Below are 24,083 nucleotides of genomic sequence, written 5' to 3'. Positions count from 1 at the left end.
ATCGAGCGAGATGTTCGGTCCGTCGCCGCGGACGGGCTGCAGCACGACGAAGTCCTCGGCGGCCGGCTCTCGCACCGCGTAGTCGAGTGCGGCCGTCCAGAACGCGATCTCGCGCGAGAGACCGTCGACACGGATCACGATCGAGCCCACCACCAGCATGTGTGGATCGTACGTCAAGGTTGCGACCTCGACAGGACGTCACGGCTTCCGTTGCGCGGCGACGGTGCCTCTCAGGCTCGAGCGCGGGCTCGGGCGCGGCGCGAGTGGTGCACCGTCCGGCGACGCGACCGGGCGACGACGAGCAGCAGACCCAGGGCGAGGACGATGAGCGCGAGGAGTGCGAGCGGCCGGAGCGGCCCGGGCTCGCCACCGGTGACGGCGAGGATCGTCGCTCCGCCGGGACGAGTCGCCGAGCCGCTGCCCGCGCCGCGGCCCGGGTCGGCACCGGGACCGGCGGGCGGCACGCAGACGAACACGCACGGCTGCGGGCACCGCTCGACCTGGCACTCGTAATAGGTGTCGGTGCCGGGCGTGCCGGGATCGGCGGGCACGGGGAGGATGCCCGCCTCGTCGTCCGGCGCGCCCGGCGGGTTGAGACCGCGACCGCCGGGATCGGCGCCGTCGGCCTCGGCGAGCTCGGCCAGGAAGGCGGCGAGCTCGGGATCGTAGGTGTCGATGACGATCGGGCTGCTGCCCGCCACCCAGCGGTTGTTGGCGGCCGTCCAGTCGATCAGCACGTCATGGTCGCCGCCGAACAGCAGGTCGAGGCCGGTGCCGCCGAACACGATGTCGGCATCGGCGACGGTGCCGCGGTCGACGGCATCCATGATGTCGTTGCCGATGCCGCCCCACAGGTGGTCCGCCCCATTGCCGCCGACGAGCCAGTCGTTGCCGAGGTCGCCGAAGATCACGTCGTCGCCGTCGTCCGCGGTCCGATCGAAGCCGAGGAGGTGACCCGCCGGAGTAGGACGGAGGGCACCGTAGTCGATGCCGGCGAAGCGGCCGGTCGCCGGGTCGTAGCCGCTCGGGTCGGTCGCTCCGGGCACGATCTCGGTGGCGAGCCGGGGACGGATGCCGGCGACGAAGGCGTCCGCGTCATAGAACTGCGGCAGCGCCTCGGCGCCCGAGAGCAGGTCGTTGCCCTCGCCGCCGTGGATCCAGTCGCCGCCGAGGCCGCCGTAGACGACGTCGTGGTTCACGGCGTCGCGGATCCACGTCGCGAGGTCGGCCTTCTTGTGCAGCCGGCCGCCCGGGTAGGTCGTCACCACGATGCCGTCATGGGTCAGCGTGCCCTCGAGGTTCGGCGTGTCGAGGCCGTGCAGGGGCTCGGCGAGGCCGTTGCGGCTGGTGCCGATCCTGCCGTCGTCACCGAGGATGCCGTCGTCACCGGTGCCGCCGTAGATGCGGTCGTTGCCCGAGCCTCCGTAGAGGTCGTCGTCCTGACCTCCGCCGAAGAGCACGTCGTCGCCGCGCATGCCGTGGGTCGTGTCGTCGCCGCTCTCGCCGTGGATCAGGTCGGCGGCGCCGATGCCCGCGGCCGACCCGGGCGTGTAGTCGAGCAGCACGATCGCGCGCGGCAGCAGCCGCAGCTGACCGGGATAGGTGTCGTACTCGAACGTCAGGAACGACGTCGCACCGTTCCCGTCGACCGCGACGAGACGGTAGACGATGCCGTTGTCGCCGAGGATCACGTCGTTGTCGCGGGCGTGCCCGCCGTCGGACTCGTCGCCCGGGTCGCTCTGGCCGAGGCGCTGGCCGGCGCCGCCGAAGATCGTGTCGGCGCCGTCGGGGCGCTGCGGGGGCGTCGTCAGCCCGAACAGCGACGAGCTTCCGCCGATGATGTCGTCGCGGCCGAGCCCGCCGAAGACGACGTCGCCGCCGCCCCCGCCCTCGATGTAGTCGTCGCCGTCGCTGCCCGCGCCCGCCCAGTCCTCCACCGACTGACGCGTGTTCACGATGTCGATCGTGAAGGCGCCGCGGTCGTCGAGGACCGAGCCGTCGCCCTGGATCCAGTCGTCGCCGAGCTGGCCGAAGATCATGTCGTCACCGGCCCCGCCCGCGATGATGTCGTCGCCGTAGCGGTCGGCGGGTGTGTCGGCCGCGTGGTCGAGGAGTCGGATGGTGCGGGCGGCGACGCCGCGGGGGTCGTCGTACGACGCCGTCGGCGCGCTGCCGCACGCGGTCGCCCCCGCGATGTCGGCGCATCCGGTGTCGTGCTCGTAGATCGCCGTGCCGGCGAGCGGCTGGAACCGCGCGCCGGCGATGCCGCCGGCGCGGAGGATCGCGGCGTTGTCGCCGGCGATGACGTCGTTCCCGGCCCCGCCGTCGATCCAGTCCCCGGCGTCGCTGCCGCCCGCGACGTTGTGGCCACCGATGAGGTCGTCGTCGCCCTCGCCGCCGACGATGCGATCGGAACCTTGGCCGCCGATGATGACGTCGTCGCCGGCCCCACCGAGCAGGTGGTCATCGCCGCCGAGGCCCGCACCGGTGTCGATCGAGGTGAAGACGAGCGATCCGCCGCTCGCCACGACCCGCCCGAAGTCGCCGAAGACCAGGTCGCCGCCGCCGCCGGCATCGACGATGTCAGCGCCCGCGCCGCCGAAGACGATGTCGTCGCCGGCGCCCGTCGTGATCGTATCGCCGGCGCCGTACGTCGGATCGGTCGTGTACGCGAGCAGCAGCGCGCCGCTCACGAGGTCGAGCTCGACCCGCCCGAAGTCGCCGAACACGACGTTCGCGCCGTCGCCCGCGTCGATCAGATCGGACCAGCGCCCGCCGAAGACCAGGTCGTCACCGGCACCGGTGGTGATCGTGTTCGCCGCGCCGGTGGTCGCATCCACGTCGGTGGTGAAGGCGACGCGCCGCGCTCCCTCACGCTCGACACGGCCGAAGTCTCCGAACACGATGTTGCGACCTGCGCCGGCGTCGATCGTGTCCGCACCCTGGCCGCCGAAGACGATGTCATCGCCGGCACCGGTGCGGATCCACTCACCCGCTCCGGTCGTCGCCTCGACGTCCGTCGTGAAGGCCACGAGCCGCACGGGGCCGCGCTCCACCCGGCCGAAGTCGCCGAACACGACGTTGTCGCCCTCGCCGCCGTCGAGCGGCACGAGGTCGTCGCCGTCGGAGCCCTGGCCGCCGAAGAGGACGTCGTCGCCCGCACCGCCGCTGATCGCGTCGCCGGCGCCGTCGGGGGCCGCGGCGTCGATCGTCTCGAACACGTGCACCCCGGTGGCGGGGTCGAACGCGATGCGGCCGAAGTCGCCGAAGACCACGTCATCGCCATCGCCGCCGGAGAGGTCGTCGGCGGCGGTGCCGCCGAGGATCCAGTCGTCGCCCGCTCCCCCGGCGATCACGTCGCGCGCGCCCTGATCGTGCGCCGCGGTCGTCAGCGTGAAGGCGCCGGTGTCCGCGTGCTCGGCCCGGCCGTGGTCGCCGAAGAGGATGTCGTCGCCCGCCCCGCCGTCGATCGCGTCCGTGCCGGCACCGCCGAACACGAGGTCGTCGCCGTCGCCCGCGTCGATGACGTCGCCCGCGCCCGTGGCGGCATCGGCATCGATCGTGGACATACGCTGCGTGCCCGTGGCCGCATCGACATCGACTCGGCCGAAGTCTCCGAACACGACATCCCCGCCGGAACCCGCGTCGATCGTGTCGGCGCCATGCCCGCCGAGGATCAGGTCATCGCCGGTGCCGCCCGCGATGAGATCTCCTGCACCCTCCGCCGAGCCGGGGTCGGTCGTGTAGAGCACACGAGTGCCCGTCGACGGGTCGACCTCGACGCGGCCGAAGTCACCGAAGACGATGTCGTCTCCGTCGCCGGCATCGATCCGGTCGCCGCCCTTGGCTCCGAACACGATGTCGTCACCATCGCCGCCGAGGATCGTGTCGGCGGCGCCGTGCTCGTGATCGATGGTCGTGGCGACGAAGCCGCCCGTCGCGCCGCGGGCGACCTCGCCGAAGTCACCGAACACGATGTCATCGCCGTCGCCGGCGTCGACGGCATCCTCGCCCTGCTCGCCGAAGATCACGTCGCCACCCGCGCCGCCCGAGATGGTGTCACCGGCACCGTACGGCGAATCGGCATCGGTCGTGACCATGGTCACCGGGAGCCCCGTGATCGGATCGCCCTCGACGCGGCCGAAGTCGCCGAAGATCACGTCGGCATCCGCGCCACCGTCGAGCTGGTCCGCACCGCGCTGCCCGAAGATCACGTCGTTCCCTGCACCGCCCAGAACGGTGTCGTCGGCGCCCAGGTCGGGCCGCTGCGTGTACGCCACGAGGAGCGCGCCCGTGACGTGGTCGAGCGCGACCACGCCGTGGTCGCCGAACAGCACGTCGCTGCCGTCGCCGCCGTCGATCCAATCCGCCCCGAGGCCACCGAACACGAGGTCGTCGCCGGCACCGCCGAAGATCGTGTCGCCCTCGCCCAGCTCCAGATCGGTCTGGACGATCACGATCCGGATGCCGGTGGTCGGGTCGAACTCGACCCGCCCGTGGTCTCCGAAGATCACGTCGCCGCCGTCACCGCCGTCGAGCAGATCGGCACCGCGCTGGCCGAAGATCACGTCATCACCCGCACCACCGCGCACGGTGTCGTCCGCCCCGAGATCCGGCCGCTGCGTGTACGCCACGAGCAGCGCGCCCAGGTTCGCCGCGGTCTGATCCACCTCGACCACGCCGTGGTCGCCGAAGAGCACGTCGTCGCCAGCACCGCCGTCGATCACGTCCGTCCCGAGGCCGCCGAAGACCAGGTCGTCACCAGCACCGCCGAAGATCGTGTCGTCGCCGCCCAGGTCGAGCTCGGTCTGAGTGACGAAGAGCCGGATGCCGGTCGCCGGGTCGAACCGGACCCGCCCGTGGTCTCCGAAGATCACGTCGGCATCTGCTCCGCCGTCGATCCAATCGGCGCCGCGCTGGCCGAAGATCACGTCGTCACCGGCACCGCCGTAGACCGTGTCATCGGCACCGAGGTCGGGCCGCTGCGTGTACGCGACCACCAGCGAACCCAGGTGCGCCGCGGTCTGGTCGAGCTCGACCACGCCGTGGTCGCCGAACAGCACGTCGTCGCCGTCGCCGCCGTCGATCCAATCCGCCCCGAGACCGCCGAACACGAGGTCGTCGCCGGCACCGCCGAAGATCGTGTCGCCCTCGCCCAGCTCCAGATCGGTCTGCACGACCACGATCCGGATGCCGGTCACCCGATCGAACCCGACCCGCCCATGGTCTCCGAAGATCACGTCCGCGTCGGCACCGCCGTCGATCCAGTCCGCGCCGCGCTGGCCGAAGATCACGTCGTCACCGGCACCGCCGAAGATCGTGTCGGCGTCGCCGAGGTCCGGACGCTGCGTGTAGGCCGCCACCAGCGCGCCCGTGGTCTGATCCAGCTCCACGATGCCGTGGTCGCCGAAGAGCACGTCGCCGCCGTCGCCGCCGTCGATCCAATCCGCCCCGAGACCGCCGAACACGAGGTCGTCACCCGCGCCCCCGAAGATCGTGTCGCCGTCACCGAGGTCCAGGTCGGTCTGGGTGACGAGGACCTTGATGCCCGTGGTCTGGTCGAAGCGGACCAGGCCGTGGTCGCCGAAGATCACGTCCGCGTCGGCGCCGCCGTCGATCCGATCCGCCCCGCGCTGCCCGAAGACGATGTCGTCGCCCGCACCGCCGACGATGGTGTCGTCGCCGCCGAGGTCCGGATCCGTCGTGTAGACGACGTCCCAGATGCCGTTGGGCAGCAGGCCCGGACCGGTCGGCTCGGGGTCGTAGAGCCGTCCGTGATCGCCGAACAGGATGTCGTCGCCGACGCCGCCGTCGATCCGGTCGGCGCCTCCGCCGCCGAGCACCACGTCGTCGCCCGCTCCGGCGTCGACGACGTCGTCGCCGAAGGCCAGCACGGCGCCGGTGAGCGGGTCGCGTGCCTCGGTGTAGATCAGCGCGATGCGACCGTCGGGCTGGCGCATGAGGATGACGCCGTCGTCACCGATGATCACGTCCTCTCCGCCGTGCCCGGTGACGGTGTCGTCGCCGGCGCCGCCGAGGAGACGGTCGGGGCCGTCGTCGCCGACGATCGTGTCGTCGCCGCCCTCGCCGAGGCGTGCGGTGGCGATGCGTGTGATCTGGCGCGTCGACTCGATCAGCGACGGCTGCGAGCCGAAGGTCAGGTTGTAGCGTCCGGGGGCGATCGTGCCGTCGCGGGTGATCACGCCGTGGTCGCCGAAGACGATGCCGCCGCTGGTGTCGAGGGGGCCGGGGCCGCCGTCGGCGAAGAGCGTGTCGTCGCCGACGGCGAGGTCGTCGGCGTTGCGAGCCGTCGACGTGTTCTCGGTGTGCACGGTCAGCTCGCGCACGACGCCGTCGACCGTGAAGCCGGAGTCGCCGTAGATCAGGTCGAAGCCGTGACGCCCCTCGATGCGGTCGTCGCCCGAGCCGCCGGCGAGGTGGTCGCCGCCCGAGCCGCCGATGATCGTGTCATTCCCGGCGCCGCCGTAGGCGACGATGCTCTGCGGCGCGCCGCTCGCGTCGATCGTGTCGTTGCCGGCGTAGGCGAACGGTGAGCCGACCGGGTAGCGGAAGCGGTCGTCCAGCGGCGCCGCGACGCGTGTGCCGAGGTCGACGGCGGCCGGGGCTCCGGAGCTGCCGGAGTACCAGACGGCATCCTGACCCGTGTCGCCGTAGAGGACGAGCAGCGGCACCCCGGTGCCGCGCAGCGGCGGCCACGGCGCACCGGTCACGACGATCGTGTCGCCGCCGATGGTCGCGGCATCCCCCGCGACCGTCGGCAGGTTGCCGCCGCCGTGGATCGTCGTGACGCCGCCGTGGTAGGCGGCGATGCCGTCCGGGGCCTCGATCGGATGCCGTGCGGTCGGCTCGTAGCCGGCCACGAGCGGGCTCGTCACCGTGACGTGGTCGTTGCCCTGGCCGAGGAGGAGGTTCAGCATCTCGAAGCGGCTGTGGCCGTCGGCGGAGCCGTACGTGATGCCGCCGGCCGCGTCGGTCTCGCCGAACCGGTTGGGAGCGACGGCGACGCCGACGCCGAGCCCGAACCCTGTGATCGACGTGCCGCCGACCGTGCCGGTCTTGTCGGCCTGGCTGGCGTCGTCGTAGACGTTGAGCGCATCGATCGCGAACAGCTCCGGCGCCGCGGGTCCCCCGGCCACGGGAGTCACAGGGATCGCCGGGAGCGCGGCGTTGCGCTCCATCGCAGCCAGCACCGCCGGGCGCACGCCGTAGGTCTTGCCGCTGACGCTACCCTCGACGACGAGGGGCCCGGCGACGCGGTCGAGAAGGTCCGGCGAGGCCGGGAAGGTCATGGACCGGGCAACGCCGTACGTGGCCTGGAAGTCGAGGAAGAACCGGTCCGCACGCAGCGTGACCGTCTGCGGCGTCGACCAGTTCCCCGGTGTGAACGTCAGCCGGGCGACGAGCTCGACCATCGTCAGGGCGACGTTGATGCCGTTCGGCAGCACGCGCTCACCGGTGAGGGAGAGGACCTGACCGTCGACGCGGGCGACCTTGTACTCGAGACCGTTGATCAGCAGGCGCTGACCGGCGGCGAAGCCGTCGTCGGCCCAGCTCTGCCCGGCCCCGCGCAGCAGCGCGTTGCCCGAGACGAACATGACCGTGCCGTCGAACAGCGTGTCTCCCGGTGCGAGCGGCACGCCCACGATGTCGGCGCCGCCGACGGGGCGGAACGCGACCGTGACATCGGCCGTCGGTGCGCTGCTGAGACGCAACCGGTACTCGTCGTCGGTCCCGGCTCCGAGAGTCGTGTCGCCGTCGGACTCGATCACGATCAGGCCGGCGACGTCGTCGTCGTACGCCCGCACGGCGAGGGCTCCCGTCACTCCCGCGTAGGCGGCCGGACCCGTGACGACCCGGTGCCCGACCGTCACCGTGGCCGGATCGTGCCGGATGCCGTCGTTCAGAGCCCGCACGACCAGCAGGACCGACGCGAACCAGTCGCTGCTGTCGAAGGTGACGGTGAGCGCCGTGCCGAAGTCGGTGTCGGCGATGCAACTGCCCGCGCCGGTGTCGCGGCAGACGCCGACCCGTCCGAGCAGCTCCTCGATCGCCACCGCGACCGTGCCGCCCGGGTCGGAGCGCAGCCGCAGCAGGTAGCGGTCGTCGAGACGGCCGATCGCGCCGCCCTCGACCACGAGCGTCTGACCGTCGGGGACGACGGCGCCCGCCGGGGTCACCGGGGTGAGGAGCAGGCCCGGGGTGTCGTCGTCGAGCACGGTCACCTCGACGCTCCGCACGGACGTGCCGTGGAAGCGCGGGTCCTGCGAGACGACGCTGTGCGCGATCGCCACGACGCGGTCGCCGTCCGCGGTGTCGTCGGGCGCCGCGAGCACCGAGATCGTGCGCGCGGTCGCCCAGTCCCCGGGCGTGAAGATGAGCGCGAGAGCACGGTTCGGCACCCACGCGGCACCGCCGTCGATCGCGCGGTAGAAGTCGGCGGTCGAGGTCGCGATGCCGAGCGCCACGAGCACGGAGTCGGCGCCGGATGCCGTCGCGCCCGGGATGTCGTACGTCTGCAGGCAGGTGCCGGGCCAGGGTCCCTGCTGCGACTGCGGTGCGCACGCCGCCGACACGGTGACCACGACGATGCCGGTGGGCTGCGCAGCGAGCCGCACCGTGTACCGGTCGATGAGGGTGCCGTCCTCGGCGACGACGGTCGACCCGTTGGACTCGGTGACGATCACGAGGCCCGACCCGCCGGCACCGGTCGTGCCCGGCACACCTGTCGTATAGGCGAGGCCGGGGGCCGACAACCCGTCGTAGCGCGGGTCGCCCGACACCACGAGGTGGTTGATCGCGCCGGTCGCGCCTTCGATGCCGTCGGCCACGATGGGCGCGGTCACGGCGCTCGCGACGTTGACGGTGTCGCTGCCGAGCCCGCCGAACAGGCGGGTGATGACGCCGGGCGCGGTCGACTGCACGAACAACTGGTCGTCGCCGGCGAGCGCGTCGATCTCGACGACCTCGATGCCGACGTGCGCGTGGGCGAGCCCGACGCCGACGACCGATGTCGCGGTCAGCACGAGGTTGTCGGCGCGGTCGGTGGCGACCAGCTCGAACTTGTCGAAGCCGGCGCCGCCGTCCATCGCGCGCGGAGCGCTCGGGAGGTAGGTTCCGGTGCCGACGCCCGCCGGCGTGGTCGGCTCGAACGCCTGGGTGAAGAACCAGTCGTCGCCCGAGCCGCCGTCCAGACGCAGCTCGGCGGCGTTGGCGTAGACGATGAAGTCGTCGTCGCCGTCGTCGCCGATGGCCAGGAGCGGTGCCCCGTTGCCGGTGCTGAGGTGGCCCTGCGTGGTGCGCACGGTCGGGAACGCGTCGGCCGCGGCGACGTTCGGCGCCGTCCGCGGCGTGCCGTAGAGCTGGCCGAACTGGAACGTGTCGTCGCCCGCACCGCCGTCGAGCGTCATCGTCGCCGAGGTGCCGTCGACGGCGAAGCGGTCGTCGCCGGCGAGGCCGTAGACGAGCACCCGATCGTTGATGGCCGAGTCGTAGTCGATCCGCTCGACCGGGAGGTCGCCGGTCGTGGCGGCGGTGACGGCGGCGAGCGGGGCGTGCAGGAAGGCGACGAAAGCCGGCCCGGTGGCGGTCTCGCCCGGGATGGCTGTGACGGTGCGAGCGAGGACGATGTCGTCGCCGTCGGTGCCGAAGATCGCCAGTACGTCGGCGCCGTCGCCCGGAGCGCCGGTGTCGAGGACGTTCACGACGTAGCGGCGCGTGGCGTCGTCGGTCGTGACGACGGTGTAGTGGTCGCTGCCGCCCTGGCCGTCGAGGGTGAGCGTGTGCGCGACGGCGTCGTCGGGCGTGAGCAGCCGGTCGACGAGGAAGAAGTCCTCGCCGTCGGGGCACGCGACGAGCGCGCACGAGGCAGTGCCGGAGCCGCCGTAGGCGCGCGTGGGCGCACCGAGCTGGGTGCTCTCGAAGCGGACGTGGTCGTCGCCGGTGTGGCCGAAGACGAACGTGGCGTCGGTGCGGTCGGCCGTCATGCCGAGGTCGAACACGCCGCCGAGGCGGCCTGCGAAGCGCATCGTGCTGCCGAGGCTCGGATCGGCGTCGGCCGCGACCGGCAGGCCGTGCGGGTCGGGGTTCCCCGGCGTGCCGCCGCCGGACTGGCGGTTCGTGTCGCCGTGGATGTAGACGGTGCCGCCGGCGACGATGTCGGTGCCGGCCGGAGCGGTGAGGTCGTCACCGACCCAGAGGGAGATGTCGAGGGCTGCCCAGATGCCCGTCCGGGCGGTGGTGGGCGTGAGCGGCGCGTTGCGGGTGACGGTGCGCACCTGGCCGGGGCCGCGGAGGCTGGTCCCGCTCGTGAGCAGGAGCAGGTCCTCGGGGCGGGCGTCCGGGGGGCCGCGCACGATGCTCGTGTCGAGCACCGTGAGGCGGATGCTGCCCATGAGCGAGGTCACGCCGAGCAGCCACAGCTCGCCCGCGGTCTCGGTGAGGTAGACGCTGTCGACGGCCTCGGCGTAGAGGCGGCCGGCTCCGGTGCCCGACCGCGACGAGTTGACGGTCACATCCGCGGCGGCCAGGCCGATGCCGCCGATGGCGAAGAGATCGATGCGGTTCGCGGTGACGTTGGCGACGGCCGCGCCCGCGCCGGCGCCATTGCGGATCGAGCCGTCCGGGGCGACGAGGGCGACATCCGTCGTTCCGGCCCCGCTCGCCTGCTGGGAGTCGACGACGCCGACCCGGAGGTCGCCGAGGATCTCGGTGAGGAAGATGCCGAGCAGGGCCGAGGCGTTCAGCACACCGGTCTGCGGGACGCCGGCGACGACGTCGAGCAGGTTGACCTCGATGAAGTCGGTCTCGATGCCGATCGAGCCCGCCGGTGCGCGCAGGGTGATCGAGACGCCCTCGACATCGCGGGTGGCGCCGCTCGGCGCGTCCAGGATGCTGCCGGTGCGCGCTTCGAGGTACACGCTGCCGGTGCGGGAGCGCACGAGTCCGAGCCGCAGATCGCCGTCGACCTCGGTGAGGGTCACACCGCCGTCGACGTTGACATCGAGCCAGCCGGGGTCGGCGTCGAGGAGGTCGACGAGACCCTGCACCCGCACGTCGGCAGCGGTGCCGGCGTCGGGGGCGTCGGTACCGCCGGATCGTCCCTCGGCGTCGTCGATCACGAGGTGCCGGCCGGCGACGATGCCGGCGGTCTCGACGGCAAGGGCGGTGGCGCCGAAGAGGACGTACTCGCCGCCGACGAGATCTCCGCGGTAGCGCTGCAGGCCGGTGGACCCGATCGTGACCTCGGTACGCGGCAGCAGGGGGTACCGGTGCCCGATGGACACGAGCGTGTCGATCTCGGCGGCGCCCGCGCCGACGTAGAGCGCCGGGTCGGCGCCCGCCGTGACACCCGCGCGCGCGGGGTCGTACTCGGCGGGGTCCGTCGAGTTCGTGCCGCGGAAGTGGTGCTGGTGCGGCCGTGCCGTGCTCCACAGCGAGCTCTCCGCGCTGACGTGGGCGTACACGTTCGCACCCGCCGTCGACGGCGTCTGGGCCAGGGCCGTGCGGACCTCCAGCGCGACGTCGCGGCCGGCGGTGATCAGCTCGATCCCCAGCGTGATCTCGGTGACGCCCTGCTGGGTGCGGTCGAGGCCGCGCAGGCTCAGCCGCACGTCGGTGCCGGCGGCGGCGGTCACCCGAGGCTCGCGCACGCTCGCGGTCGACGGGCCGTCGACCCGCGGGCGGGCGATGAAGCGCACGAGGTCGACGCGCAGCGCATCCGTCGCCGTCGCGCCCGCACCGGTGACGGTGCCGATCGACGCGGCGGGGGCGGATGCCACGAGATCGAGCAGGTTGGTGACCACGACGGCGTCGGCGGTCGCGAGGATGTCGCGGTACAGGTTCACGATGCGGGTGAGCCCGATCGGGTTGTTCACGACGTCGGTGAGCGTCAGCGTGGCATCGCCCCGCTTCTCGATGTCGACGTAGCTGGACGCGGCGCTGCGGCGCACGTCGAACTCGACCCGCGTGTACTGCCGGAGGTCGCCGCCGCCTCCGGTGCGGAGCATGCGCACGAGCGGCTCGGCGCCGGCGATCGGGGCGACGACGACGTCGATCCTGCCGATCGTGACGGCGAGGCCCGAGTAGTCCACGATCGTGACGCCCGAGACGGTGTCGTGGAACTCGAAGGTCGGCCACGGCTGGTTCGGGTCGCCGTCGGTGCTCGCGGCGTAGCCGTCGCCGTTGTCGACCGTGCTGTCGAACGCGAACAGCACGTTCGCGTAGCCGCTGCTCGTGACGGCGTCCACGACGTAGCCGCCGGTGCCGAGCGGGTCGACGAGATCTCCCACGTTCGGGGCGGTGCCGCCGTTGATCGTCACGCCGTTGACGGCGGCGACGCGGCCGGTGCCGTCGACGACGAGGAGCGGTGCGCCGTTCAGTCCGCCGAGGATGACGACGTCGGCATCCCACTGGATGAGCCCGCTCTGCGGCGTCGCGTAGTCGTTGCTGTCGGTGTACCGGTCTCCGTCCGGCCCGACGTCGTTGATGGTGACGTCCGCGTTCTGGGCCTGGACGTAGAGGGCGAGGCTTCCGGGATCGGTGTTCGTGGCGAGACCTCCGGCGCCGTCGCCTCGGCGCGCTCCGGCGATCACGACGACGTAGCGGTCGGTGTCGACGACATTGCCGAGATCGACGGTGCCGCGACGGTGGGCGGCCTGCGGGGGGATCAGCGCGACCGCAAGACGTTGTGCCTTGCGGCTGATGACGACACCGGCGGTCGTCGCCTGGAGGTCGACGCCGCGCTCGCCGCGGACGACGGTCCGGGCAGCGGCGGTGCCTGTGACCTGCACGGCGACGTCGGAGTTGACGTTGACCTCGGCATCGGCGTGCGCCGAGGCGACGCCGAGGAGGATCGGGCTCCACGCGACGGCCGCGGCTGTCGCAGAGGCGACGATGCCGGCGACGTGCGCGTGCAGGTCGACCGTGTCGCCCTCGACGCGTGCGCCCGCGCCGACCTCGACCCGGGTGGCCGAAGGATCGGCGGCGGTGCCGATCTCGACGCCGCGACGCCCCCCGTTCGTGTTGTCCGAGTCGGCGCCGGCGCCGATGGCGACCGCGTACGTGTTGGAGTTGGTCTCGCCGTTGGACGTGGACGTGCTCGTGACCCGCACGTTCCTGCCGGCGACGACGTCTGCGCCCGCGCCGACGCGAGCGGTCGTGTCGTTGTCCAGTCGGGCGTGGGTGTAGGCGATCTTGCCCGCGATCGAGCCGCCGCCGAGCGACTGGGCGATCGCCGACACGGCGTGATCCGACGTCGCGTCGATCGTGACGTCGGCTCCGGCAAGGATGTCGGCGTCGGCGCCGACGCCCGCCGTGGTGTCCGCGACATCGACGTGCGTGGCCGCCTCGGCCCGGCCGACGGAGATTCCGCCGCCCCCGGCGCTGCTCGCGTAGCTCGTCGAGGTGCTCGTGGCGTCCGCGGTCACGACGACGGAGCCGCCCGCGCGGGCGATGCCGCTGAGCTCCGCGGTCACCGTTACCGCTCCGTCGGTCGTGGCGTTCGGGAAGGCGAAGTCGCCGATGCCGCCGGTGCCGCCTGTGGCGATGCTGCTCGACTGACCGTCGCCCGAGGACGCGGCGATGGCGCCGAGCGCCTCGCCGCCGGGACCGGTGAGGCGGTGGGTGCCCGCCGGCAGAGAGCCCGCGAGGTTCACGTAGAGCGACTGCGTGCCGGTGCCCGCGCCGAGGTCGACCTGCACGAGGCCGAAGCGGTGGGCGCCCGGCCGGATGGTCTCGATCGCCGGCGCCGGGTATCCCGCGGGGACCGCGGAGATCCCCCCGTCGAGGACGATCGCCGGCCCACCGGGGGTGGCCGAGAGCGAGTAGCGCCCCGCCGTCGCCGTCGTCGTGACGTAGTACGTCTGGCCGTCGCGCAGCCCGCCGATGACCCGTTGCAGCGCCAGGGTCGTGTCGTTCGCCGCGCCGGTGAGCGCCAGTGCGGCCACGGCGATGGCGTCGAGCGGGCCGTCGTCGTCCGGGTCGGCGCAGCCGAGGGCCAGGCAGCGGTTCGCAGCGAGCCTGATCACGCCGGGCGTGGCCCCCTTGATGACGTAGTAGACAGAGCCCGAGGCGAGCCCGATGGCCGCTCCCCCAGTGAAGAGGAGCGCCTGTCCGGAGGCCAGCGCGTTCCACGCGTCGACGCCGACGAAGATGTTGTCGTTGGCCGGGACGCGCACGATCCGGTTGTCGGCGTCGAGTCGCGGCGCCCAGATCGTGCTCCCGGGGTTCTCGGGGTCGTCGTGCTGGACGATGTCGACGTCGACGAAGTTCGGCGAGAAGGTCGCGACGACGGGCGCGCGGTAGGTGATCGCGGTGCCGTCGGACAACGTCCCTCCGAGCTGGATCGCGTTGTCGACGATCGAGCCGGCCACCAGCGGCGTCTCGTCTCCGGTGGCGCCGGCGAGGGTCGTGGCCAGCTTGATCGTCGTCTCGTCGACGACGCGCACAGAGAACGTCTGACGACCCGGCGCTGCGGGGCATCCGCCCGCGGTGATCGTGGAGTTGGGCAGGATCGAGACGCCGCCGCGCGCGTCGTAGACGACGCAGTCGCCGCTGACGAAGCCGTGCGGCGCGGTGAAGGTGATCGTCTCGCGGCTCGGGTCCACGTTCGCGGCGGCGAACAGCGAGCCGAGCCGGATCTGGCCGGTCACTCCGGTGTCGAGCACCGTGTACGTCCGGTCCGGACGGATGCCGGTGATCGGCGTGCCCGACGCCCGGTAGCGGATCGTGCTGCCCTCGCCGATGCCGGGGTAGGTGAACGTCAGCGTGTCGTTCGCGATGTCGATCGCCTGGATCGTGTCGTCGGACGACGACGCCGTCTTGGTCAGCTGGGCGCTGACGCCGATGGAACCGGCCGTGTGGATCTGCGTCGAGGTGCTGCCGGAGGTGCCGACGGATGCCGTGATGGTCGGCCTGACGTCGGTCTTCGCGTTCGGGCTCGCGGCCGAGATCACGCCGCCTCCCGCGACGGCCCCGACCGCGTCGGCCTCGGCCAGTCCGAGGGCGCTCACCGTCACGCCTCCGTCGATCGGTGCACCGTCCGCGCCGATCGTGACGCCGGTGCCGATCGCGGCGTGCGCCGTCGGCGAGCTCGTGGCGTACGCTCCCGTGCCGGCGACGTTGACGCCGCCCCCGGAGCCGACCGAGACGTTCGTGTCGACGTTCGCGTCGTCGAGCCGCGAGGTGACGGTGACTCCCGATGCCCGGGTGATCGTCGTGCGGTCGCCGACCGTCGCCGAGGTCGTGCTCGTCAACGTCGCGTCGCCGATCAGCCAGTTCACCACGAGCGTCAGCGCCCCGCCGCCTCCGCGGACATCGACGGCGGAGCGCTGGCTCGAGCTCGCGGTCACGACGACCTGTCCGCCGGTGCCGATCGTCGCGGCGCCGATTCGCGCTGTCACGTCCGCATCGACGTCGACATCGCCGCGGGCGCCTGCGCCACCGGCGACCGAGACGGCCACCACCGTCAGTCGTGCCGACGCGTGCGTCGTGTTCGCGGCCGTGACGCTGAGGCTGCCCGCGTCGATGACGGCACGGTCTCCGACGACGGCGGTCGTCGCGGCGGTCACGGTGGCGACGACGAACACCGCACCCGCAGCCACGAAGCCGCCAGCACCCGCGTCGGCGCGCAGGGCCGGGGTCAGGGTCGACGTCGCCGAGACCGTCACAGCCCCCGTCGTGTAGATCCGGGCATCCGTCCCGATCTCCGCGATCGTGAACTCCGGCCCGCCGATCTCCACGACCAGCACCCCGGCCGAGCCCGCACCCCCCGCCACGCCGAGCGCGAAGACCATCAGCTCCGAGGCACCGAACGGCCCGACGGTGGCCGTCGCGGTCGCTTTCACGTCCACGGCTCCGACGCCGCGCGTGGCCGCGTCGACGCCGACGACCGTGCCGTTCCCGATGGCCGCACGGGTCTGCCCGGTGATCGTGACGACGTTCACCGACGCGCCCAGGGCGACTGCGCCCGCCAGCGCCGCCCCGACCGTGCTGGCATGCACAGCCGTGACCCGCACGGAGTCGAGCGAAAGAGACTGCGCCGCCCGCACCGCTGCGCCGCCGGTGCCGTCGGTGGCATCCTCGATGTGCGCGCTGACGGTGCTGCGGTCGGTGACCACGGCGACGGCGGCGGCGATCCCGACCATGCTTCCGAGCCCGACGGTCACGCCGAGCGCTGCCGCATCGGTGCGCAGTGCGGCGGCCACCGCGACGGCGCCCCCGGCCGAGACCTGGGCTCCCGCACCGATGAAGGCTTCGACGTTCTCGGCGATGTTCAGCACGACGACACCTGCGCCGACCCCGGCGCCGCCCAGCCCGAAGCCGCCGCCGACGATGTCGAGATCCTGGCGCTCACGCGCGTCGAGGTCGACGTCCCGGCCCGCCGTCACGGTCGCGCCGCGCCCGATGAATGCCACGGTGCCGGCGGGAACCGCGGCCGAGGGCGTCGGAGCGGTGATCGCGTTCGACAGCGCGCCGTTCGGCGTGGCGGCGTCGAACAGCCCGTTCGCGGAGCTTGCCGCAGCTCTGCTGTCGGCGCTGTTCGGTGAGGTGCCCGCGCCGGCGCCCGGATCGGCGACGCCCGCGAGAGCCGCAGACGCGCCGGAGCCGAGGATCGCGTCGTCGACCAGCGTGAGCGTGTTCGTCTCGCTCCCGTCCTCGCCCCGCCCGTTGAGCGGCGTCTCGGTCTTCGTCCCCGCGCCCTCCTGGTAGCTGTAGGCGAGCACGAGGTCGCCGCCGAGCGTGTAGACGGACACGGCCGCGCCGATGCCCACGCCGCCTCCGCCGGCGCTCATGACGTAGCTCGCGATGTCACGGTCGGCGAGGGCGCGGATCGTGACGTCGCGCCGCGCGCGCACGTCCTCGCCGGCGATCCAGGCGGAGGTGTCGTTGCGGACGATGCCGATGTCGACGCCGCCCGCGAGGCCGGCGAGGCCTCCGCCGATCGCACCTGCCACGGCGAGGATCGACAGATGGTTGACGGCCTGGACGTGGACGTCCTGGTTCGCGTGGGCGGTCGCCGCATCGGTCGTGTTGATGCGGGCGCCGCCGGCGATGTAGGCACGGGTGTTCGAGCCGACGCTCTCGACCGTCACCGACCCCGCGATGCCCGCGCCGAGGCCGCCGGCGCCCGCGACCGCGATCGAGAGGACCGACTCGCTGGTATCTGCGATGACGAACACGCCCCGCGCGGCGTAGCCCGCCGCGGTGCGGCCGAACACCCCGGAATCGCTCAGCGATCCGTCGTAGATCGTGACGGCGGCGGAGTTCCCGCCGGCATCCACGACGGCGGATCCGATCCACGCACGCGTGTCCTTCATGACGACGGCGACGCTCACACCGGCACCGACGCCGGCGGCACCGATGCCGAGGCCCGCGCCGAGACCGAAGAGGTCGACGTCGGTGGCGGCGAGTGCCGCGACGATCACGTTGCCGCCGGCGGTGATCGTGGCGCCATCGCCGACGCTGGCATACGTCGTGGCGTTCGTGACGAACACGCCGACCGCGCCGGCGACCGCGACCTTGCCGGCGCCGGCGATGGCGATCGTGACGACCAGCACGTCCTCGGCGGCGTCGGCGTGCACCTCGACGTCGCGCTGCGCCTCGACCCGGGCGCCGGCGCCGATCGAGGCGCGCACGGTGTTGGTGACGACGCTCACCTCCACGGCGGGGGTCGCGGCGACGGTGCCCGAGATGCCGGCGCCACCGGCGACACCGACCAGCTGATAGTCGTTCGCCGCGGCCACGAGCACCGACTGGGCAGCATGCTCGACGCCCGCCGTCGTGTTGATCCGGGCGCCGACGCCGATGAGCGCCTCCACGGTCGCGTTCATGACGTGGACGGCCGCGGAGATCTGCACCGCGCCCGTGCCGGATGCCGAGACGCCGAGCCCGTATACGCCGACGTCGTCCTGGTTCAGCGCCGTGACCGCGACGCCGCGGAAGCCGGTGCGGATGCGGGGCGTCACGACGCGCCGATCGGTCAGCTGCTCGTCGACGGCGCCGTCGGGGGCACCCGATCCGGACAGTCCGAGATCGCTGTCGCTGATCGCGGGGGCCTGCACCTGGTTCGGATCGGAGGCGCCGAAGGGCACGAACGCGTCGGCGAGCCCGGCGGCGACGTCTGTGGCGGTGTTGCCGCGGCCGTCGACGACCGCGCCGTCGCCGATCCAGGACTGCGTCCGCTTCGTGATGATCGGCACCACGACCGCACCGCCGACGGCGCCCGTGCCGGCCCCGGCGACGTTCCCGGCGACGAAGTCGACCTCGGTCGCCGAGTGCGTGGCGACGACCACGTCGCCGTCGGCGAGCACGACGGCGCCCGGCGATCCGGCCGCGGCGCCCGCGATGAAGGCCTGCGTCGTGAGGTCGAGCACATAGACGCCCACGGCGCCCGCGAGCGCGGACGTGCCGGCGCCGGCGATGCTCGCGGCGACCGACACGATCTTCTCCGCCGAGTTCGCGACGACGAGCACGTCGCGCTGCGCGTGGACGACGGCGCCCTCGGCGATCCAGGCACGCGTGCGCTTGGTCATGACGCCCACCTCGATGCCGGCGCCGATGCCGGCGGTGGCACCGCCCGCTGCCGACCCGGCGACGCCGACGTGGTCGGTGCGGTCGGAGGCGAGCACGAGCACGCTCTGATCGGCGTGCTCGCCCGTGGCAGCCTGGTTGACCCGGGCGTTTCGGCCGACGTAGGCCTCGACCGTGCGGTCGATCACCGCGACCGAGCCGGACGCGGCGATGCCCGCGCGGGCGGCCGCGGCGACACCGATCGCGACCGTCCGATAGACCTCGAACGAGGTCGCGCTCACCGCCACGCCGCGCACCGGCACCGAGGCGGGTGCTCCCCCCGTCGACGTGCCGTCGCGGACGGTGACGAGCCCGGTCTGTCCGTTCGCCTGCACCGTCGCGCCCTCGCCGATCCAGGCTGCGACCGAGCTGAGGTCGATCTGCAGCGGCACCGCGGCGCCGAGGGAGTTCTCTCCGAACACGACACCGCCGGCGATGGAGGTCGCCTTCGTGTCGCCGACGGCCGCGACGGCCACGCTGCCGCCGGCTGTCACCGGACGCGCACCGCCGATGTGCGCCTCGATCCGGTGACGGATGACGTTGATCGAGATCGAGCCGCCGATGGCGGTCTCCGGCGCTGCCGCGGCGCCGAGCGTCACGCTGACGATGCGGCCCTCGAGCGCGACGGCCGGCTGCGCGGCGTCGACCGTCGGATCGCTCGGGATCGCGAACGCCGCGTCACCGACGTCGATGCTCGTCGGGAGCGGCTCGGCCGCGGCCTCGTAGCCGGCGCGGACCTCGATGTTGCGGCCCGCCGTGACCGCCGCGTCGTCGATGTACGCGGCGAGGTGGGTGTCGTCGCCCTCGTCGCGGTGCACCTGGTCGGGATTGGCGGGATCGAAGCCCCCGCCGACGTAGTTGTAGGCGATGGCGGCCCCGACTGCGGTCCGTCCCATGCTCACGCTGACCGCGCCGGCGATCGCGACGAGGGTCGCCCGGTCGGAGGCGAGCACGCGCACGTCGCGCACCGAGCGGACCTCCGCGCTGTCGCGGATGTACGACCGGATCGTGTTGGCGATCGAGTTGACCGTGAGCGACCCGCCGAGGGCGAAGTTGCCGCCGGTGACGGCGATGCCGAGGGCCATCGCGACGAGCGTCGCCGCGGCCGCGGCCGTCACCGTGATGTCCGAGACCGGGCCCTGCCCGCGGACGACCGCGCCGTCGATGTACGACTCCACGGTGTTGGAGATCAGGTTGTAGCTCACCGCGGCGCCGGCCGCCGTGGAGTCTCCGAGGGCGACCGCGACACCGCCGGCGATCGAGACGATCACCGACGTGTCGCGCGCGTCGAGCGAGACGTCGCCGTCGGCGATCAGCGTCGCGGTGCCGATCGCGCTCGTGGCGACCGTGTCGGTGATCGACGCGGAGATGTCGTTGTCGATGATGTTGATGAGGAGCGACGCGGCGCCGGCGAGCTTCGCGTTGCCGCCCGTCGTGACCGCCGCGCCGACCGCGACGCCGCCGACCTCCGCCGCCGAGGACGCCTCGACGGCGAGCGAGCCGCCGATCGTGAGCGCCACGTCGTCGAGCGTCGCGCGGATCGTGCCGTCGACCTCGTTGTAGCCGATCGCGGCGCCGATGGCGACATCGCTCGTGCCGAGGGCGGCGGCGCCGGCGACCGAGACGATGCCCGAGTCCTCCCTGGCCCGCACCGTGACCGACAGGGGTGCTGCGGTGGCGGTGTCGTCGGCGATCGTGGAGCTTCGGACGACCGCCTCGGTGGTGCTCGTGATCAGGTTGACGGCGAGCATGATCCCGAGCGAGAGCGTCGAGTCCGGACCGCCTGCCGCGCCGACGCCGGCCCCCACGGCGTAGATCCGCTGCCCGCGATCCGGGTTGACGTTCTCGGCGATCACGCGCAGCGCCGTGCCGCCGACCGTCAGCGTCGAGTCGGCGATGCGGGCGCGCGTGATCGTCGGCCGCTCGTCCGTGCCGAGGATGTTGAAGCCCGCCCCGATGCCGACGCCCGCCTTGCCGCCGATCGCCGCTGCCACCCCGCCGGCGAGCGCGACGATCCACGAGGCGTCCCGCGCGCTCACCTCGACGTCGCCGTCGACGTCGGCGGTGACGCCGAGCACGTCGGCGGTGGTCTGGCCCAGGATGACGTTGATCGACACGGAGCCGGCGACGGCCTTGCCCTCCTGCCCGGTGGCGACCGACATGCCGGCCGCGAGCGCGTAGAGGTTTCCGGCACGGTGCGCGGCGACCGCGAGCCTGCCGGTGAGGACGAGGCGGGTGTCGACCACGAGCGCCGCCGTGACGGCCTCGATGTCGTTGATGCTCAGCGCGCCGGCGAGCGCCGCGCCGTCCTGACGACCCCCGCTCGGCGTCACGATGGCGGCGCCGCCGGTGACCGACAGCTGCTGCTGCAGGTTCTGCGCGGTGACCGCGAGGGATGCCGCGGCGATCGTCCCGGCATCCGCCACCGTCGCACGGGTCTCGTCGAGCACGACGTTGAGCGAGGCCGCGCCGGCGAAGCCGACGCCCGTCGGCGGCGGGGCGACCTGGGTGCCGAGCACCTGGATCGCCGGGGCCTTGTTGCCCGACGGCGCCGAGGCGTCCCCCGGGGCGGACAGCACGCCTGCGACGCTGAACGACCACAGGTCGCCCTTGATCTTCGCGAGCACGCTCACGTCGCCCGTGACGTCGATGGAGCCGGTCCCGGCGGCGACGCCGTCGCTCGCGACCGTGGCCGGGTCGCCGATCGCGGCCCGCGTGTCGCGGTCGATCCAGTTGACGGCGATCGAGACGCCGACGCCGATCCCCTTCGCGCTGGCGACGGCGCCCGCCCACGTCGCCTGCGTGGCGCAGGCTGCCGGCGTAGACCCTGGCCTCGCGGCCCGTGACGATCGCGCGGGCGTCGAGCCGCGCGAGCGTGTCGCTGTCGCGCACCTCGATGGCGACCGACCCGCTCACCGCCGCCTTGCCGCCCGAGGCGCCGGACTGCACGAGCACGACGTTGAGCGAGCCCTCCTCGGCCGTGATGTGGAAGCCGCCGTTCGCACCGCTGCGGATCGCGGCGCCCGCGCCCACGACGGCGTGCGTGGTCACGTGGTGCACGCCGAGATGGAACGCGCCGCCGAACCCGCCCCGCTCGCCGGCCGTGCCCATCGCCGGGAGCGAGAGGCGGTCGCGGAGGCTGCCGTCCTTCGCGTCGAGGTCGAGGTCGGGCAGCGAGAAGTTGCCGGCCATCTCGATCAGCTGCTGATAGTTCAGCGCCACGACCGACACGGTCTGGTGCGCGCCGGCGGCGTTGCCGTGCGCGTCGTCGGCGTCGGGGTCGGGGTCGCTCCACTCGAGGTCCTGGTTGATCCGCACGCCGTCCGCGATCGTCGTGACGGCGGTGCTGTCGGTGACGAGCACGGTGACCGCCCCGGCGATGCCGAGCTCGTCGGCCGTGGCCGTGGCCGTCGACCACGTGGTGAAGAAGCCTTTCAGCCCCAGCGTGCTGTCGACGTACTTGGTGACCGCCTCCGGGCCGTCCTTGCGCATGCCGTCGACGAGCTCGCCGGCCGACAGCGGCAGGAACTCGTCGAACTCCTGCGCGATCGGGTACGCGACCATCGACACGAGTCGCGTGGTCCGCAGCGCGTCCAGCTGGGCGCCCGGCGCAGCGCCCGCGGGCCCGCTGATCGTGACGGTGGCGTCGTTGTCGATCACGCCGACGATGACGGCCACGCTCGCCATCGTGTCGGCGCTCGACCCCTTCGACGTGTTCGAGCCGTTCAGCTGCGGCTGCGTCTGGCTCTCCGCTCCGAGCGCGAGCTGCTGGACGATCGTGGCGACGACCTCGAGGTCTTCGTTGGACTTCAGCACGGCGTTCGGGCCGACGACCGTGTGCACGTCGTGGTCGGCGTAGACGAACGCGAGCCCGCCGGCGACGCCGATGGATGCCTGGGCGTCGGCGCCCTGCGCGGCCGCTGCGGCCACGTTGTCGCGGTAGGGCTTGGTCGCCGCCTGGAGCAGCAGGTCGGCGAGATTCACGTCGACCTTGTCCTTGACCTTCGCCCACTTCGAGGTGTCGGCGTCGTCGCGCTCGCTCTCCAGTCCCGCGGTGGCCGAGGCGCCGTTCGATGCCTCCAGCGAGGCCGCGACGCCGAGGCCGGTGGTGAAGCCCGAGTCGAGCACGTGCTTGCCGATCAGCCGGAAGTCGCCGCCGACGGCATCCCCGAGGTCGATGACGACGCCGGCGAGCGACTCGTCCTCGGTGAGGGCGAGGCCGAGCACCTGGGTGCTTGTGAGCCGGCTGTCGCCCTGCAGGTCGTGCTCGTTGGTGCTCGCGACGACGTAGTAGGTCGCCCCGTCGACGAGGCCGGCGATCGACGAGCCGGCGCCGGCGCGGTAGATCACCGCCTGGCCGAGCGAGAACGGGTTGAACACCGTCTCGCCCGGTGCGCGGTCGATCCGGATCGTGTCGGCCACGGCATCGACGCCGCCGCTGCCGAAGGCGTGTGCGTTGTTCGCCGTCGCGAGGGCGCCCGCGCCCGGGACGAGGTCGACGACGTTGCCGGCGTGGTGGTCGTAGCCGGCGCCCGCGCGGAGCACGGCGAGCTCGGTCGGTGCGAGCTTGATCCACTCGCCGGTCGACTCGTCGTACGGGGTCCCCGGGTCGTCCTCCTCGAGGGCGAGCACGTAGTACTCGCGGCCGTCGACGAGTCCGCCGATGCTCGTGCCGCGGCGGTTCTGGTACGTGATCGTGTCCTCGGTGGCGAGCGCGTGGGGGCCGACGCGGATGGCGTCGTGCTCGTAGTCGACGTAGCCGACCGGGTAGCGCTCGGCGAGGGGCGTCGCCGGGTCGGTGTTCTCGGTGACGGTGGGGTCGATCTCGATCTTGACGACCGAGCCGGGGTCCATGCGGGCGATGACGGTGCCGTCGACGGTGGTGGAGATGTCGGAGGTGGAGAAGTCGAGCGCGAACGCGAGGGCGGCGTTGCCGTCGGCGTACATGCCCGACTCGGCCTCGGCCTCGGACTCCACCGCGCCGCCGGCGCGGATGTTGACGGTCCTGCCGCCGTCGATGACGGCGCCGGTGGCGACGTGGATCGTGGCGGTGGCGTCGGCCCACGCGACCGCGAGCGCCAGCGCGACCTGCGCGCCGCCCGGGTTGGGGGTGCTGTCGGTGGCGCGGGACGTGCTCGCGCTCATGGATGCCGACGCGCTCGCGTCCGCGGTGATGACGATCGCCTTGGCGGCGGTGATCTCGGCGTCGGCGATGTCGACGGTCGCCTTCGCCTTCGCCTGCGCGTAGCCGATGCTGAGCAGGCTGCTCGACGTGGAGGCGCCCGCGTCCGCTCCGGCGGTCGCGTAGAGGCCGACGATGCCGCCGGTGCCGGTGATCTTCGCCCGCGAGCCGACCGTGATCGACGCGGTCGAGGACTTCACGAGCACCGAGACGGGCAGCGACAGGATCGAGTCGAGCCCGGGCCACAGCGGGCCGGCCCCGCCGAACAGCGGGTCGATGACGTACTTGTCGACCTCGTTGGCGGCGCCGAGCA

Annotated in this window: 2 protein-coding genes; one reads left to right on the top strand and one right to left on the bottom strand. The window is 72.9% G+C overall.

Features of this window, described 5'->3' with window-relative positions; translation table 11 throughout:
- Nucleotides 1-230: 230 nt before the first annotated feature.
- Entirely contained in the window at nt 231-21,221 is a 20,991-nt protein-coding gene (locus tag WML84_RS03455) for a hypothetical protein (RefSeq protein ID WP_347344746.1), read from the bottom strand.
- Between WML84_RS03455 and WML84_RS03450 the strand changes: the two genes are divergently transcribed.
- Nucleotides 21,199-24,083 (top strand): hypothetical protein (locus WML84_RS03450; RefSeq protein ID WP_347344745.1); only part of this gene is annotated, 2,885 nt, incomplete at its 3' end. The genes WML84_RS03455 and WML84_RS03450 overlap by 23 nt on opposite strands.

It is taken from the genome of Microbacterium sp. (assembly GCF_039812165.1).
GTDB lineage: Bacteria > Actinomycetota > Actinomycetes > Actinomycetales > Microbacteriaceae > Microbacterium.
This window is presented reverse-complemented; position numbering and strand designations above follow the sequence as displayed.